General features: G+C 75.9%; 13 protein-coding genes. 11 read left to right on the top strand and 2 right to left on the bottom strand.

The features are described 5' to 3' along the window. Positions 1–41: 41 nt before the first annotated feature. The gene (locus JOD57_RS08575) at positions 42–1,073 is read left to right on the top strand and encodes a YihY/virulence factor BrkB family protein (protein ID WP_307824564.1); all 1,032 of its coding nucleotides are present in this window, start codon (positions 42–44) and stop codon (positions 1,071–1,073) included. Here JOD57_RS08575 and JOD57_RS08570 read toward each other — a convergent pair. Further along, entirely contained in the window at positions 970–2,280 is a 1,311-nt protein-coding gene (locus JOD57_RS08570) for a D-alanyl-D-alanine carboxypeptidase family protein (RefSeq protein ID WP_307824563.1), read from the bottom strand. The genes JOD57_RS08575 and JOD57_RS08570 overlap by 104 nt on opposite strands. 269 nt (positions 2,281–2,549) lie before the next feature. Between JOD57_RS08570 and JOD57_RS08565 the strand changes: the two genes are divergently transcribed. The 10 genes from JOD57_RS08565 to JOD57_RS08520 all read left to right on the top strand — a co-directional run bounded on the left by JOD57_RS08565 (position 2,550) and on the right by JOD57_RS08520 (position 14,523). Then, on the top strand, positions 2,550–3,611 hold the full coding sequence (locus tag JOD57_RS08565; RefSeq protein WP_239568274.1) for a BMP family lipoprotein: 1,062 nt from the start codon (positions 2,550–2,552) through the stop codon (positions 3,609–3,611). A 316-nt stretch (positions 3,612–3,927) separates the two neighbouring features. After that, a complete protein-coding gene (locus JOD57_RS08560; protein ID WP_204691567.1) occupies positions 3,928–5,559 on the top strand; it encodes an ABC transporter ATP-binding protein in 1,632 nt (543 codons plus the stop codon). Next, a complete protein-coding gene (locus tag JOD57_RS08555) occupies positions 5,556–6,788 on the top strand; it encodes an ABC transporter permease (RefSeq protein ID WP_204691565.1) in 1,233 nt (410 codons plus the stop codon). Before JOD57_RS08560 ends, JOD57_RS08555 begins: the two co-directional genes overlap by 4 nt. Before the next feature lie 55 nt (positions 6,789–6,843). Then, positions 6,844–8,127 carry an ABC transporter permease gene (locus tag JOD57_RS08550; protein WP_204691563.1) on the top strand — a complete coding sequence of 428 codons (1,284 nt, stop codon included), beginning with the start codon at positions 6,844–6,846 and terminating at the stop codon, positions 8,125–8,127. Then, positions 8,128–8,565: a cytidine deaminase gene (locus JOD57_RS08545; protein ID WP_307824562.1), complete on the top strand. Its 438-nt coding sequence runs from the start codon at positions 8,128–8,130 to the stop codon at positions 8,563–8,565. It abuts the gene before it with no gap. Next, positions 8,565–9,836: a thymidine phosphorylase gene (locus JOD57_RS08540; protein ID WP_204691561.1), complete on the top strand. Its 1,272-nt coding sequence runs from the start codon at positions 8,565–8,567 to the stop codon at positions 9,834–9,836. Before JOD57_RS08545 ends, JOD57_RS08540 begins: the two co-directional genes overlap by 1 nt. A gap of 117 nt (positions 9,837–9,953) precedes the next feature. Beyond that, positions 9,954–10,859 (top strand): ABC transporter ATP-binding protein, encoded by a 906-nt coding sequence (locus tag JOD57_RS08535; protein WP_204691559.1) that lies wholly within the window; start codon positions 9,954–9,956, stop codon positions 10,857–10,859. Then, positions 10,856–11,662 (top strand): ABC transporter permease, encoded by an 807-nt coding sequence (locus JOD57_RS08530; RefSeq protein WP_204691557.1) that lies wholly within the window; start codon positions 10,856–10,858, stop codon positions 11,660–11,662. Before JOD57_RS08535 ends, JOD57_RS08530 begins: the two co-directional genes overlap by 4 nt. Before the next feature lie 41 nt (positions 11,663–11,703). Continuing rightward, positions 11,704–12,786: an adenosine deaminase gene (locus tag JOD57_RS08525; protein ID WP_204691555.1), complete on the top strand. Its 1,083-nt coding sequence runs from the start codon at positions 11,704–11,706 to the stop codon at positions 12,784–12,786. A gap of 222 nt (positions 12,787–13,008) precedes the next feature. After that, the gene (locus JOD57_RS08520) at positions 13,009–14,523 is read left to right on the top strand and encodes a DEAD/DEAH box helicase (RefSeq protein WP_204691553.1); all 1,515 of its coding nucleotides are present in this window, start codon (positions 13,009–13,011) and stop codon (positions 14,521–14,523) included. A 355-nt stretch (positions 14,524–14,878) separates the two neighbouring features. On the opposite strand, the gene JOD57_RS08515 is transcribed toward JOD57_RS08520, so the two are convergent. Then, complete coding sequence (locus tag JOD57_RS08515; protein WP_204691551.1) at positions 14,879–16,399, bottom strand: SatS C-terminal domain-containing protein; 1,521 nt, start codon at positions 16,397–16,399, stop codon at positions 14,879–14,881. Between the last annotated feature and the right edge of the window lie 30 nt (positions 16,400–16,429).

Below are 16,429 nucleotides of genomic sequence, written 5' to 3'. Positions count from 1 at the left end.
CCGCCGCGCGGGGACACCGCGGGGAGCGCAGACTGGGCCCGGTGGGTGCACCTCGGGACGACCGGCCGCCGACGGCCGACGCGACCCGTGGCAGCGCCGCCCGCACGGCCCTCCGCCGCCCGTGGGAGCGCGTCGCCGGCGTCGGCGGGCGGATCACCGCGGTCGTCGAGGCGCAGCGCCGTCGCCGCCCGTGGTTCGACCACCTCGCCCGGGCCGGTGGCCGCTACACCCGGACCCAGGGTGACCTCATGGCCGCCGGGGTCACCTACTTCGTCTTCCTCGGCCTGTTCCCCGTCCTGCTGCTGGCCGCCTCGGTCACCGCGCTGGTCCTCTCGGGCGACGAGCTGCTGCAGCGCGAGCTGTTCACCGCCGTCCGCGAGGCGTTCCCCGGCGCGACCGGCCGGCAGATCGTCAGCGAGCTGCGCTCGGCGGTGGGCGCGGCCGGCATCACCACGCTGCTCGGCGCGGCGGGCTTCCTCTACGCCGGCCTGCGCGCCATGGACAAGCTGCGCATCGGCATGGAGCGGACCTGGAAGGGCGAGGCCGACGAGCCGGAGTTCTGGCGGGACAACCTGGCCGACGTCGTCGCCCTCGTCGCCCTGGGGGCCGCCGGCCTGGCCAGCATCGGCCTGACCGGCTTCGCCACGCGGGCCACCTCCCGGGTGCTCTCCCTGCTCGGCATCCAGGGCGCCCCGGGCCTGGCCTTCCTCACCGCCGCCCTCGGCCTCGCGCTGGCCTTCGCCGGCGACGTCCTCGTCTTCCTGTGGCTGCTGCGGGTGGTGCCCTCGACGTCGCACCCGCTGCGGCTGCTGCTGCCCGGGGCGCTGTTCGGGGCCGCCGGGTTCGAGGTGATGAAGCTGCTGGGCAGCCTCTACCTCTCGCTGATCTCCGGGAACGTCACGTCGTCGGCGTTCGGCGGCGCCGTCGGCACGCTGGTGTGGATCAACGTGGTGGTCCGCTTCGCCTTCTTCACGGCCGCCTGGACCGCGACCCTGCCGTCCCTGCAGCGGGCGGTCCCCGCCGTCCCGGAGGAGCCGGTACCGGCCGTCGCATCGCCCGCCGCCGGCCGGTGAGCGTCGCGACGACGACCGCGACCGCGGCCGCGGCCAGGGCGGCCGCCAGCAGCCCGCGCGGGCGGTCGCCGGCGGCGGGGGAGGCGGTGCCGGCGGCCACCGGGGCCGGTCCCGCCGGCGGGGGCGCCGCCGAGGCGGTCGGCGCCGGGACGTCGGACGCCGAGCGCACCAGCGTCCCGACCCCGCCGAGCGCGGCCGGGACGCCGAAGCCCCAGTCGAGCAGCAGCGCGGCCTGGTCGGCGGCGCGCAGCGGCCGGTTCTCGGTGCCCATGACGCTGACCACCAGCCGCCGCCCGTCGCGCTCCGCGGCGGTGACGAAGGTGTGCCGGGCGGCGTCGGTGAAGCCGGTCTTGCCGCCCAGCCCGCCGGGGTAGTCGGCCAGCGGGTTCTCGTTCTGGATCTCGAAGCCGGGCGAGCGCCCCTCGACGCCCGGCACCTGCGCCCTGGTCGTCGTGAGGACGGCGGCGGTCACCGGGTCGGCGACCAGCTCCCGGAAGACCAGCGCCAGGTCGTAGGGCGAGGACGACTGCCCGGCGACGTCGAGTCCCGACGGCGTCCCGGCCACCGTGTCGAAGGCGCCGAGCTCCAGCGCCCGGGCGTTCATCGCCTGCACCGTCGCCACCGTGCCGCCCGCGGCGCGGGCCAGCGCGTTGGCCGCGTCGTTGCCCGACTGCATCACCAGCGCCTGGAACAGCAGCGCCACGGAGTAGCGGCCACCGGCGACCATGCCGACCCGGCTGCCCTCCATCGACTCGTCCTCGACCGTGCCCTCGACCACCAGCCCGGGGTCCAGCCGGTGGACGAGCGTGAGGAGCGTGAGCGTCTTGAGCGTGCTGGCCGGGTAGTAGCGGCCGTGCGGGTCGCGGGCGGCCAGGACGTCCCCGGTGCCGGCGTCGGCGACCAGCCAGCCGGCGGCGGCGACCCCGTCGGGCAGGGGAGGGGCGCCGTCGACGACGACCGTGCCACGGGTGTCCAGTCCCTCCCCGCCGACGGTCCCGCCACCGGGAGCGGAGCCCTGCGGCGGCCCGCCGGGCAGCGGGGCGGTCGGCGTGGGCGCCGCGGGGTCGACCGTGGGACGGGCCGCCTCGCTGACCGGAGGGGTCGACGGCGCCGCCGCGGCGGGGGAGGCGGTCCCCAGCCCGACGGCGAGCACCAGCGCGCCCAGCAGCGCCCGCACGGGCCACCGCGCCCCCGGTCCTCGCCCCACGGGCCGGACGCTAGCCGGGTCGGGCGCCGGCCCGGTCGCGCGGGGACGGCGGAGCGTGGTCCGTGCCACGACCGGGTGCCGCTTCGCAACGATCCCATCTCGGTCCGTCGCCCGGATGGCGGCGCGGACGCCGTCCGCGGTTAGCGTGCCCGAGTCGTCGCGTCCGGCGCCCGGCCGTGCCGGATCGCACCCGGACGCGACGGACCAGGACCCCACGGGAGGCACCCCCACCGTTGGCGCGGGTGGCTCCCCCCAGAGAGGAGTGCGTCTTGCGCCGAGCGCGGAAGATGAAGGTCGCGGCCATGCTGCTGGCCGGCAGCATGGCCCTGGCCGCCTGTGCCAGCGACGAGACCGGCGGTGACAGCGGCGGCAGCGGCGGTGGGAAGGGCGGCGGCGGTGAGCCGCGCATCGGCCTGGCCTTCGACACCGGCGGCCGCGGTGACCGCTCGTTCAACGACGCCGCGGTCGCCGGCCTGGAGGCCGCGGTCGACGAGCACGGCGGCGAGTTCCAGGACCTCAGCCCCAACGCCGACGCCTCCAACCGCGCCGACCTGCTCACCCAGCTGGCCGACGAGGGCTACGACCCGATCATCGCGGTCGGCTTCGCCTACGGCGAGGTCATCGGCGACGTGGTCGAGCAGTACCCCGACACCACCTTCGCGATCATCGACTCCTCGGCCGAGGAGGTCGGCGCCGACAACCTGACCGGCCTGCTCTTCGCCGAGGAGCAGGGCTCGTTCCTCGCCGGCGTCGCCGCGGCGCTGAAGTCCGAGACCGGCCACGTCGGCTTCGTCGGCGGCGTCGAGAGCCCGCTGATCCAGAAGTTCGAGGCCGGCTACGTCGCCGGCGCGCAGGCGGTCGACCCGCAGATCGTCATCGACCGGCAGTACATCTCGCCGGCCGGTGACTTCTCCGGCTTCAACGCGCCCGACCGCGGCCTGCTGGTCGCCCAGGGCATGTACGAGGCCGGCGCCGACATCGTCTACCACGCGGCGGGCGGCTCGGGCCTGGGCGTCTTCCAGGCAGCCGCGGCGGCCGGCGGGCGCGCCATCGGCGTCGACTCCGACCAGTTCCAGACCGTCGACGACCCGGCGCTGCAGGCCGTGATCATGACCTCCATGCTCAAGCGGGTGGACACCGCGGTGTCGTCGTTCATCGACTCCTACGTCGACGGCAGCATCGAGGGCGGCTCGGACATCGTCTACGACCTGGAGGCCGACGGCGTCGGCCTGGCCACCTCGGGCGGGCAGATCGACGACATCCAGGACCAGATCGACGACTACCGGCAGCAGATCGTCGACGGCGAGATCGAGGTCCCGACGACCCCGTGACCGCCGCCGGCCCCGCGGCCGGCTGATCGAGGTCCGTGCACACGGAGGTCCGTGCACACACAGGTCCGTGCACACGGAGGTCCAGGCACACGGCGGGCCCGGGGGAGCATCAGTCCCCCGGGCCCGCCGTCGTGAGGGGGTCGCCCCGGTGACCCCGCCGTCGTGCAGGATGCCGACGCGGCGTCCTGCGGTCCGGGACGGTGCACGGCCCGGTGGCGCGGTCGATCCCGCGCCACCGGTGCAGCAGAGTGGAACGCGTGCCCGCGCACCCGCGGGCCGCGAGGACAGGGAAGGGCCCACCATGCCCACACCAGGGATGGCCACACCAGGCACCCCGGCCGGCGGTGCGCCGCCCGGCCCCGGCACGGGCGCTCCGGGTGGCACCGTCCCGGCCGGCACCGGGGACGGCGCGGCCGCCGGGACCGGGCCGCTCGCGGTCGAGCTGCGCGGCATCACCAAGCGCTTCCCGGGCGTGGTCGCCAACCGCGACATCGAGCTGCGGGTCCGCCGCGGTGAGGTGCACGCGATCGTGGGCGAGAACGGCGCCGGCAAGTCGACGCTGATGAAGACCCTCTACGGCGAGCACCGCCCCGACGAGGGGCAGATCCTGCTGCACGGGCGCGAGGTGTCCTTCCGCAGCCCGGCCGACGCGATCGCCGCGGGGATCGGCATGGTGCACCAGCACTTCATGCTGGCCGACAACTTCACCGTCCTGGAGAACGTCGTGCTGGGCAGCGAGCCCACGCGGGCCGGCCGGCTGGACCGGGCCGAGGCCCGCCGGCGGATCACCGAGATCTCCGAGCGCTACGGCCTGGGCCTGCGCCCCGACGCCCTCGTGGAGGACCTGGGCGTCGGCGACCGGCAGCGGGTCGAGATCGCCAAGGTGCTCTACCGCGACGCCCGCATCCTCATCCTCGACGAGCCCACCGCCGTCCTCGTGCCGCAGGAGGTCGACGAGCTGTTCGGCAACCTCGCCGAGCTCAAGCGCGAGGGCCTGACGGTCCTGTTCATCTCGCACAAGCTCGACGAGGTCCGCCGGGTGGCCGACGCGATCACCGTGATCCGCCGCGGCACCACCGTCGGCACCGCCGACCCGAGGACGACGACCGTGCGCCAGCTCGCCGAGCTCATGGTGGGCACCGAGCTGCCCTCGCCGCAGGTGCGCACCTCGACGGTGCGCGAGACGCCGGTGCTGCAGCTGCGCGAGCTCACCGTGGCCGCGCCCACCGGCCGCCCGCCGGTCGACGAGGTGAGCCTGACCGTCCGCGAGGGCGAGGTGGTCGGCATCGCCGGCGTCGAGGGCAACGGCCAGGCCGAGCTCGTCGACGCCGTCATGGGGCTGCGCCCGCTGGCCGCCGGCACCGTGCTCCTCGGCGACGACGACATCACCGCGTGGAGCACCCGGGCCCGCCGCGAGGCCGGTCTCGGCTTCATCCCGGAGGACCGGCACCGCCAGGGCATGCTGCTCGACGCGCCGCTCTGGGAGAACCGGATCCTGGGCCACCAGACCCGCCCGCCGGCGGTCAGGGGGCCGTTCATCGACCGCCGCGCCTCCCGCGCCGACACCGAGCGGATCATGCGCGAGTACGACGTCCGCGCTCCCGGCCCGGACACGCTCGCCGTCGCCCTGTCCGGCGGCAACCAGCAGAAGCTCATCGTCGGCCGGGAGATGAGCGCGCGGCCGCGGCTGCTGCTGGCCGCGCACCCGACCCGCGGGGTCGACGTCGGCGCCCAGGGCGCCATCTGGCGGCTGCTCGAGGACGCCCGCGCGGAGGGGATGGGGATCCTGCTGGTCTCGGCCGACCTCGACGAGCTCATCGGCCTGTCCGACACGCTGCACGTGATGCTGCGCGGACGGCTGGTGGCCACCCTCGACCCCTCCTCGGTCACGCCCGAGGAGCTCGGCGGGTACATGACCGGCGCGCGGACCGCGGCGGGTGCGGCGTGACCGTCCTCCGCCGGGTCGGCCTCGCGCTGCTGGCGCCGGTCCTCGCCGTCGTCGTCGCGGTGGTCATCTCCTCGGCGGTCATGGCCGCGCTGCAGGTGGACCCGCTGCGGGTGTTCGCGGTGATGGTCGACTTCGGCGACACCCCGAGCCAGCAGGTGACCGCGATCGTGGTGGTCGTCAACCGGGCGGTGCCGCTGTTCCTCGCCGGCCTGGCCGTGGCGATCGCCTTCCGCATGGGCCTGTTCAACATCGGCGTCGAGGGCCAGTACCGGCTGGCGACCATCGTCGCCGCCGGTCTCGGGGCCGCGGTCACGCTGCCCGGCCCGCTGCACGTGCTGCTCATCGTGGTCGTGGCGATGGCCGTCGCGGCGATCTGGGCCGGCATCGTCGCCGTGCTCAAGGTGACCCGCGGCGTCAGCGAGGTCATCAGCTCGATCATGCTCAACGTCATCGCGCTGGGCATCGCGTCGTACCTGCTCACCGGGCCGCTGCGGGGCAGCCCCGAGGGCGCGTCGATCATCAGCACCGCCGAGATCCCCGAGTCCGGCTGGATGCCCGCCCTCAACGGCGTCTTCGGCGTCCTCGGCCTGGCGAACCCGCCGCGGCAGCTCTACGGGTTCCTGCTCGTGGCGCTCGTCGTCGGCGTCGTCATCGCGGTGCTGCTCAACCGCACCCGCTTCGGCTTCGACCTGCGGGCGGCGGGCCTGTCGCCGTCGGCGGCCAGCGCCAGCGGCGTCGACTCCCGCGGCATGGTCGTCAAGACGATGCTCCTGTCGGGCGCGGTCGCCGGCCTGATCGGCATGCCCGACCTGCTCGGCTCCACGCACGCCTACACCACCGACTTCACCTCCGGGCTGGGCTTCCTCGGGATCGCCGTGGCCCTGCTCGGGCGGAACAAACCGATCGGGATCGCGTTCGGAGCGCTGCTGTTCGCGTTCCTCGACCGGTCCCTGGTGCCGCTGCAGATCCAGGACTTCCCGGCCTCGGTCGTGACGATCATCCAGGGCACGATCGTGCTCGCCGTCGTCGTCGCCAACGAGGTCGCCCGCCGGGTCGCCCTCCGGTCGGCCGAGCGCGGGTCGGCGCCGGCCGCCGCGGTCGCCGGCGACGGCAGCGCCGGGCCCGGGCAGAGCACCGGGACCGGCGGCGGCACGGGCACCGGCGCCGGCGTCAGCCCGACGGCGGGTGCCGGACAGCGCAGCGACGAGCGGCAGGAGACCGGGGCATGAACGCACCCCACGACAGCGCTCCGCCGGCGCTCCACGCTCTCGCGGGGACCCCGGCATGACCGTCACGACCCCTCCCGGCACCGGGACCCCGCCCAGCCGCGGCCCGCTGACCGACCTGCTGACCGGCGGTGGCCGGGCCCGGCGGCTGACCTGGCTGCTGCTGGGCATCGTGCTGCTGTTCTCGGTGGTGCGCGTCATCAGCGGCCAGGAGGCGCTGACCAGTTCCTCGACCATCGCCGCGGCACTGCTGCTCGCGGTGCCGATCGGCCTGGCCGCGCTCGGCGGCCTGTTCGCCGAGCGCGCGGGCGTGGTCAACATCGGCCTCGACGGCATGATGGTGCTCGGCACCTGGGGGGCGGGGTTCGCCGGCTACCAGTGGGGCTGGGGCGCCGCCGTCGTCGGCGGGCTGGTGTTCGGCGCGGTCGGGGGGCTGCTGCACGCGCTGGCCACGGTGACCTTCGGCGTCGACCACGTCGTCTCCGGGGTGGCGATCAACATCCTCGCCGGCGGCGTCGTGCGGTTCCTGTCCGAGCTGCTCTACACCGACAACCCGGCCGGCGGCGGGGTCACGCAGTCCCCGCCGGTGCAGGGCAACCCGCCGACGTTCTCCGTCCCGGTGGTCTCCTCCGGGCCCGACCTGCTCGGGTCGCTGGAGAGCCGGCACTGGTTCCTGGTCAGCGACCTCGCCGGCGTCCTGCGCGGGCTGACCAGCGGCGTCGGCCTGCTCACCCTCATCGCCGTGCTGCTGGTGCCGGCCACCTACCTGCTGCTGTGGCGGACGGCGTTCGGCCTGCGGCTGCGCTCGTGCGGCGAGAACCCGGCCGCCGCGGACTCGCTCGGTGTGCCGGTCTACCGGCTCAAGTACACCGCCGTGGTCGTCTCCGGGGCGCTGGCCGGCCTCGGGGGCGTCTTCCTGGTCTTCATCGCCGGCATCTACCGCGAGGGGCAGGTCAACGGCCGCGGCTTCATCGGCCTCGCGGCGCTGATCTTCGGCAACTGGCGGCCCGGCGGGCTGGCCTCGGGCGCCGCGCTGTTCGGCTTCACCGACGCCCTCCAGCTGCGCAGCCGCTCCGCCGTCGTCGCGCTCTTCCTGCTGGTGGCGCTGCTGCTCGCGGCGATCGCGGTGGTGCAGGCGATGCGCGGCAGGCTCGTGCCGGCCGGCATCGCGGCGGTGGTGGCGGCGGCCTCGCTGGTCGGCTTCCTCACCGTCGACGAACTGCCGCCGGGCCTGGTGTCGTTCACGCCGCACCTGACCACGCTGCTGGTGCTCTCGCTGGCCTCCCAGCGCCTGCGCATGCCCAAGGCGAACGGGCTCGTGTACCGACGAGGGGAGCACTAGGTGACCGAGGGGCCGGCGGACGGGGACGGCGCGGTCGACTGGGACGCGCTGCGGACGGCGGCCCGGGAGGCCATGGCGCACGCCTACGCGCCGTACTCGCGCTTCCCCGTGGGGGTGGCCGGGCTGGTCGACGACGGCCGGGTGGTCACCGGCTGCAACGTCGAGAACGCCAGCTACGGGCTGGGCCTGTGCGCCGAGTGCGGGATGGTCAGCGACCTGGCCCGCACCGGCGGCGGCCGCCTGGTGGCGGTGGCCTGCGTCGGCGGGGACGGGCAGCCGCTCATGCCGTGCGGGCGCTGCCGGCAACTGCTGTGGGAGCACGGCGGCGCCGACATGCTCGTCGAGACGGTGTCGCTCGGCATCGTGCCGATGCGCGAGGTGCTGCCCGACGCGTTCGGCCCCGACGACCTGGTCGCGGCCGCGGAGCGGGAGGCCTGATGGACGCGATCGACGTCATCCGCACAAAGCGGGACGGCGGGCAGCTCTCCGGCGAGCAGATCCGCTGGGTGATCGACGCCTACACGCGCGGCGCGGTGCCCGACGAGCAGGTCAGCGCGCTGCTCATGGCCGTGTTCTTCCGCGGGATGTCGCCGGACGAGCTCGCCGTCTGGACGCAGGCGATGATCGACTCCGGCGAGCGGAAGGACCTCTCGTCCCTGGGCCGGCCGACCGCCGACAAGCACTCCACCGGCGGCGTCGGCGACAAGACCACGCTGCCCCTCGCGCCGCTGGTGGCCGCGTGCGGGGTGGCGGTGCCGCAGCTGTCCGGCCGCGGGCTGGGCCACACCGGCGGCACGCTCGACAAGCTCGAGGCGATCCCGGGCTGGCGGGCCGACGTCCACGAGGAGGCCTACCTGGCGCAGCTGCGCGAGGTGGGCGCGGTCATCTGCGCGGCCGGCAACGACCTCGCGCCGGCGGACAGGAAGCTCTACGCGCTGCGCGACGTCACCGGCACCGTGGAGTCGGTCCCGCTGATCGCCAGCTCGATCATGAGCAAGAAGATCGCCGAGGGGGCCGACGCGCTCGTGCTCGACGTCAAGACCGGGTCGGGCGCGTTCATGAAGGACCCGGAGTCCTCCCGCGAGCTGGCCCGCACGATGGTCGGCCTCGGGGAGGCGGCCGGCGTGCACACCGTGGCCCTGGTGACGGCGATGGACCGCCCGCTCGGCCGGGCCGCGGGCAACGCCGTCGAGGTGGCCGAGTCGGTGGAGGTGCTCGCGGGCGGCGGTCCGGCCGACGTCGTCGAGCTCACCCTGGCGCTGGCCCGGGAGATGCTGGCCGGTGTCGGCCGCGGCGACGTCGACCCGGCCGAGGTCCTGCGTGACGGGCGGGCCATGGACGTGTGGCGGCGGATGGTCGCCGCCCAGGGCGGCGACCCCGACGCGCCGCTGCCGCAGCCGGCGGAGCGGCACGTGGTGACGGCCCCGGCCACCGGCACGCTCACCCGGCTCGACGCCTACGCCCTCGGCGTGGCCGCCTGGCGGCTCGGTGCCGGCCGGGCGCGCAAGGAGGACCCCGTGTCGGCCGCGGCCGGGGTGACCTGGACGGCGACCGTGGGGCAGCACGTGGTGGCCGGCCGGCCGCTGCTGGAGCTGCACACCGACGACCCGGCGCGCATCCCGCGGGCGCTGGAGGCGCTGGAGGGCGCCGTCGGCGTCGACACCGGCGACGAGCCGCTGCCCCTGGTCCTCGACCGCATCACGGCCTGAGCCGACCCGCGATCACGGAGCTGTGACCACTCGGGGTGCTCCGGGGGTGGTCACAGCTCCATGATCGTCGCGGGCGGGTCGGCGGCCGCCCGCCCCGACGGTGGACACTGTTCACTCGTGACCAGTACGTCCGCGCCCGTGGTGGGCGACAGCCGGCCGCAGCCCGGCGACCCGCTGGACCCGGACGCCGCCATCTCCGTCCGCGGCCTGGTCAAGCGCTACGGCGAGCGCACCGCCGTCGACGGGCTGGACCTCGACATCCGACGCGGGGAGATCTTCGCGCTGCTCGGGCCGAACGGCGCCGGCAAGACGACGACGGTCGAGGTGCTCGAGGGCCACCGCGAGCGGGACGGCGGCGAGGTGCGGGTGCTCGGCGTCGACCCGGCCCGGGGTGGGCGCCGCTGGAAGGCCGAGCTCGGCATCGTGCTGCAGTCGGGCGCGGGGGACAGCCAGCTGTCGGTGCGCGAGCTGCTGGCGGCCCGGGCGTCGTACTACGCCGACCCCCGCGACCCGGCGGAGGTGCTCGAGCTGGTCGGGCTGACCGAGAAGGCGGGGGCCCGCGGGCGCACGCTGTCCGGCGGTCAGCGGCGCCGCCTCGACGTGGCGCTCGGCATCGTCGGCCGGCCGCGGCTGCTGTTCCTCGACGAGCCCACGACCGGCTTCGACCCCGAGGCGCGGCGGCAGTTCTGGGCGCTGATCCGCTCGCTGCGCGACCTCGGCACCACGATGCTGCTCACCACGCACTACCTCGACGAGGCCGAGACGCTGGCCGACCGGGTCGGCGTCCTCGCGCACGGGCAGCTGGCCGAGGTCGCCGTCCCCACGGCCCTGGGCGGGCGCGGCTCGGCGCCGGCCGTCGTCAGCTGGACCGAGGACGGCGTCCGGCGCCGGGCGGAGACGACGACGCCGACGGCGTTCGTCCGCGACCTCGCCGCCCGCTTCCCCGGCGAGGTGCCCGACCTGGCGGTCGCCCGGCCCACGCTCGAGGACGTGTACCTGAAGATGATCGGGGACCGCTCGTGACCACCCCCGCGCTGCCCTCGCTGGCCCGCGTCTACGGCACCCGTGCGCGGGTGGAGCTCAAGGAGTTCTTCCGCCAGCGCGAGTCGGTGGTGTTCACCCTCGCCTTCCCGGTGATCCTGCTGCTGGCCCTGGGCGCGGCGCTCGACTACGACCTGGGCCCGGGCGTCGACTTCCCGCAGTACTTCATGGCCGGGGTGGTCACCGCGGGGATCGTCGGCGCGAGCCTGCAGAACATGGCGATCCACATCGCCGGCGAGCGCTCCGACGGCACGCTCAAGAGCCTGCGCGGCACGCCGATGCCGGCCAGCGCCTACTTCGCCGGCAAGGTCGTGCAGGTCCTCGCCGTCGCGCTGGCGACGATCGTGCTGCTGCTGGGCGTCGGCGTCCTCGTGTACGGGATCGACCTGCCCTCGGGCGCGGACTGGCTGACCTTCGCCTGGGTGGCGGTCCTGGGCGCCGCGGCCTGCACGCTGCTCGGCATCGCCGTGTCCACCCTGGCCCGCAACGGCCGGTCGGCGTCGGCCACGGTGACGCCGATCGCGCTGGTCCTCGAGTTCGTCTCCGGTGTCTTCCTGCCCTTCGACCGGGTGCCCGGGTGGCTGCAGGACGTCGCGTCGGTGTTCCCCGTCAAGTGGCTGGCGCAGGGACTGCGGTCGGTGTTCCTGCCCGACGCGCTCGCCGCGCAGGAGCCGGCCGGGTCGTGGGAGCTCGGCCGGGTCGCGCTGGTGCTCGGCGCCTGGTGCGTCGCCGGCCTGGTGCTGTGCGTGCTGACCTTCCGCTGGCAGGACCGCGGCACCGGCTGACCCCCGCGGGACGGCGTCCGGCGGACGACGACAATGACGCGGTGCCCGCACCGCTCGACGCCGACTCGATCCGCCGCGCCCCCAAGGTCCTGCTGCACGACCACCTCGACGGCGGGCTGCGGCCGCGGACGGTGCTCGAGCTCGCCGAGGAGGCCGGCTACCGCGACCTCCCCGCCGGCGACGCCGCGGAGCTGGGCCGCTGGTTCCGGCAGGCCGCCGACTCGGGCTCGCTGGTGCGCTACCTGGAGACGTTCGCGCACACGGTGGGCGTCATGCAGCGCCCCGAGGCGGTGCGCCGGGTGGCCCGCGAGTGCGCGCTCGACCTCGCCGCCGACGGCGTCGTGTACGCCGAGGTGCGCATGGCACCGGAGCTCCTGACCGCGGGCGGCACGCCCATCGAGGAGGCGGTCGAGGCCATCCTCGACGGCTTCGCGGCGGGCAGCGCCGAGGCCGCCGGGGCGGGGACGCCGATCGTCGTCGGCGCGCTGCTGTGCGCCATGCGGCAGGCCGACCGGTGGGAGGAGGTCGCCCGCCTCGTCGTCCGGTACCGGGACGCCGGCGTCGTCGGCTTCGACCTGGCCGGACCCGAGATCGGCTTCCCGCCCGACCGGCTCCCGGGGGCGGTCGCGCTGCTCGACCGCGCCGGGGCGCACCGCACCGTCCACGCGGGGGAGGCCGCCGGCGTCGACAGCATCCGCGCGGCCCTGGACGGCGCCCGCGCGGAGCGGCTCGGCCACGGCGTGCGGATCGCCGACGAGGTGCCGGACGACGGCCCGCTCGGCCCGCTGGCGCAGCGGGTCCTCGACGAGCAGGTGCCGCTGGAGGTCGCGCCGTCGTCGAACGTGCAGACCGGCGCCTACCCCTCCCTGGCCGCGCACCCGGTCGGCCGGCTGCACCGCCTGGGCTTCGCGGTCACCGTCAACACCGACAACCGGCTGATGAGCGACGTCTCGGTGACCAGCGAGCTGGCCGCCGTCGCCGCCACCTGCGGCTGGGGCTGGGACGACGTGCAGACGGTGACCGAGCGCGCGCTGGCCGCGGCGTTCGCCGACGAGGACGAGCGGACGCGGCTGCTCACCGAGGTGGTCCGGCCGGGGTTCGCGGCCCTGCGCCGGCCGCGGTGACCACGGCCACCGCGCTCGCCGGAATCCCCGGCTGATCACCGCTGCTACCCTTGACGTACCGGCACTCGCCGGTCATCCTCCCGGACGGTCCGTCCGGGCATGAGCGCATCCGTGCAGATCCGCCGCGTCACCGACGCCCGCGATCGCCAGTGAGGACGCCGACGACGGCGCCCGCGCACCACCACGGGACGCGCCCGAGCCGTATCGGAGTCCCACACCCGCATGTCCTCGTTCGACCCCGTCGACGTCGTCGACACCCAGATCGACAGCCTGAACGACCCCGAGATCGCCACCGAGCCGGCCCCCGAGCCGGCCGGTCCCACGTTCGCCGCGCTGGGCCTGCCCCAGCAGCTGGTGACCGCCCTCGAGCGGCGGGACATCCGCCGCCCGTTCGCCATCCAGACCTCCGCCCTCCCCGACGCCCTCGCCGGGCGCGACGTGCTGGGCAAGGCCGCCACCGGCTCGGGCAAGACCCTGGCCTTCGGCCTGCCGGTGCTGGCCCGCCTGGGCCTCACCGCCCGCCGCGGCCCCCGCGCCCCGCGCGCGCTGGTCCTCGTGCCCACGCGCGAGCTGGCCCAGCAGGTCTCCGACGCGCTGGCCCCGCTCGGCCAGGCCGTGGGCGTCCAGTTCGCCACCGTCTACGGCGGCGCCTCGATGTACCGCCAGATCACCCAGCTGCGCCGCGGCGTCGACGTCGTCGTCGCCACCCCCGGGCGCCTGCAGGACCTCATCGCCCAGGGCGAGGCCGCCCTCGGCGAGGTCGAGGTGACCGTCATCGACGAGGCCGACTTCATGTCCGACCTCGGCTTCCTGCCCGTCGTGCAGGAGCTGCTCGACCAGACCCGCCCCGACGCCCAGCGGCTGCTGTTCTCGGCCACGCTGGACGGCGAGGTGGACACCCTGGTCCGCCGCTACCTCAAGGACCCCGCGCGGCACGAGGTCGTGCGCCCCGGCGGGGAGGCGCCGCCGGCCGAGCACCTGGCCTACAGCGTCGCCTTCCGCGACAAGGTGCCGCTCACCCAGGAGCTGGCCGCCCGGCCGGGCCGGACGCTCGTCTTCGCCCGCACCCAGCTCGGCGTCGACCGGCTGACGGAGAACCTGCAGGCGGTCGGCATCAAGGCCGAGGCGATCCACGGCGGGCTGCCGCAGTCGGCGCGCCGCCGGGCGCTGGAGGCGTTCACCGACGCCCGCAGCCCGGTGCTGGTCGCCACCGACGTCGCCGCCCGCGGCATCCACGTCGACGACGTCTCGCTGGTCCTGCACTACGACCCGCCGGCCGACCACAAGACCTACCTGCACCGTTCGGGCCGCACCGCCCGGGCCGGCGCCGGCGGTGTCGTGGTCTCCCTGCTGCTGCCCGACCAGGTCGGCCAGGCCAAGCGGCGGTTCCGCCAGGCCAAGGTCGACCCCGCGGTCAGCCGCGTCCGCCCCGGCGACGCCCCGATCGTCGAGCTCGTCGCCACCGGCGTGCCGGTGGAGCCGGTCGAGCGGCCGGCCCGCGAGTCGCGGCGTCCGCACGGCGGCCCCGGGGGCCGGCGTCCGCGCCGGGACGGCGACCGCCCGCGCCGCTCGTTCGGCGAGGGCGACCGGCCGCGCCGTGAGGGCGACCGGCCGCGGCGTCCGTTCGGCGAGGGCGAGCGCCCGCGCCGTCCCTCCGGCGACCGCGACCGGTTCCGCGGCCCGGCCGACGGTCCCCGCGGTGGGCGGCCCGACCGTCCCGCGCCGGCGCGCGACTGACCGCGTCCCCACAGCACCAGCGCCGTCCAGCACGGCACCAGCGGCCGGTCCCGGGATCTCCCCGGGGCCGGCCGCGCTGCGTCCGGGCGACGGCGTCACGGACTCCTCACCGGTCCCGCCCCGACGCGAGTGGTGGGGGTAGGGGCCCTCCTCACAGCGGTGTGCGCGTCGGTTGCCAGGTGCTGGCCCGGGCTCGCACGCCGGTGGGCGCTGGTGCCGGTCGGCTGACCACGGTGGGCGGCGTGACCTGCAGCACTGTGCGCCCACGGTGCACGTCGGTCTGCAGGATCAGCCCTCGGCGCACATCAGTGCCGGCGCCGGAGGCCACGGCCGCCGACCAATCGGCACACCGCTGTCAGTGGCGGAAGGCCAGCGCGCTGCCGATCTGGGTGACGACCTCGTCCCACGCGGTGCGCAGCGCGTCGGCGTCCTCGGCGGGCAGCGGCGCGCCCGGGTCGGCCTCCGCGCGGGCCACCGCCCGGCCGAGCGGCGCGCCCGGCGCGAGCAGCTCGTCGACGCGGCTCAGCCCGGCGTACTCGGCGACGTCCCGCACCCCCTCGACCGGCTGGGCGAACACCCGGTGGTCGACCAGGCCGGCGGCGCCGCTGGCGACCTCGGAGAGCACCTCGGAGAGCTCGGTGAGGTCGTAGCGGTCCTGCTCGGCCGGCAGCGGCAGGGTGTCGGTGTCGGCGACCTCCGGCCAGGAGGCGATCTCGGTGAGGTCGTGCTGCTCGTCACCGGCGCAGAAGCGGGCCAGCTCGGCCGGGGTGTCGAACAGGAACACCTCGCCGTCGCGGCCCAGGAAGCGGGCCACGTCCTCGACGTAGCAGCGCAGGGTGACCCCGGCGCCCTCGGGGACGACGAGCTCCACCGGCAGGATGCCGACCGCCTCCCAGAACTCGGCGGCCGCCGCCACCGCGGCCGGGGTCGCGGTGATGCGGCTGCCGCCGCGGATGGTGCTCACGCCGGCCGTCGCGGCCTCCGCGGGGGTGGCCGCCGTCGAGCCGGCCGCGGGCCGGTTGCCGGAGCCGTCCGAGCCCACGGCCACGGTCTGCTGCGTGCCCCGGCCGGCGGCGACGGCGCCGGTGTCGTCGTCCGTGTCGCCGTCCGTGTCGTCCTCGTCGAGGTCGTCGTCCAGCTCGTCCTCGTCGTCGGCCACCGAGGGGTAGGCGTCGAGGGTGGTGGTGCCGGCGCCGGTCCAGTCCAGGTGCGCGGAGAGCTCCTCCAGGACGTCCTCCCACAGGTCGTCCAGCGCTCCGCCCACGCCCACCCAGGCGTCCTCGCCCGAGCGGCCGACGAACGCCTCCACGCCCAGGCCGAGCGAGCCGATCTCCGGTCGCGCGACCAGCTCGGCCAGCGCCGGGAACTCGGTGTCGTCGTCCACGGGGTCGTCGGTGTCGTCCGCGTCGGGGTCGTCCGCGGGGTCGTCGGCGGCGTCGCGGCCGGCGGGCCGGCGGGTCACGGGCTCGTCGTCGTCGGCGCCGGCGGTGTCCAGGCACTCGGCCAGCCGGCTGACGATGTCGATGGTGGCCGCCAGCTCCTCGACCGCCCAGCGGTCGGGGTTCTCGGCGGCGATGTCGTAGACGCCGTCGAGGTCGTAGCGGTGGTCGTCGTCCGGCGTCAGGTCGGCGGCGCCGAGCCCGGCCACGACCGGCCAGACCGGGTGGTCGGCCAGGTCGTGGTCACGGCCGGTGCGGCAGAAGGCGGCCAGCGCGGCCGGGGTGGGGAAGAGGTGCACGGTGGCCGTGTCGCCCTCGGAGGTGCCGAGGAAGGCCTGCCACTCCTCGCCGTCCTCCTCCCACGGCGGCGCCCACAGGGTGTAGCCGGTGCGGTCGTCGACGGTGAGGGCGATCGGGACGATGCTGGGCCTGGCCACGGGCCCATCCTGCCCGGTCCACCCATGACC

Origin of the sequence: Geodermatophilus bullaregiensis (genome assembly GCF_016907675.1) — a bacterium.
GTDB lineage: Bacteria > Actinomycetota > Actinomycetes > Mycobacteriales > Geodermatophilaceae > Geodermatophilus > Geodermatophilus bullaregiensis.
The sequence above is the reverse complement of the archived record's forward strand: the minus strand, read 5'-3'. Positions and strand labels throughout refer to the sequence as shown.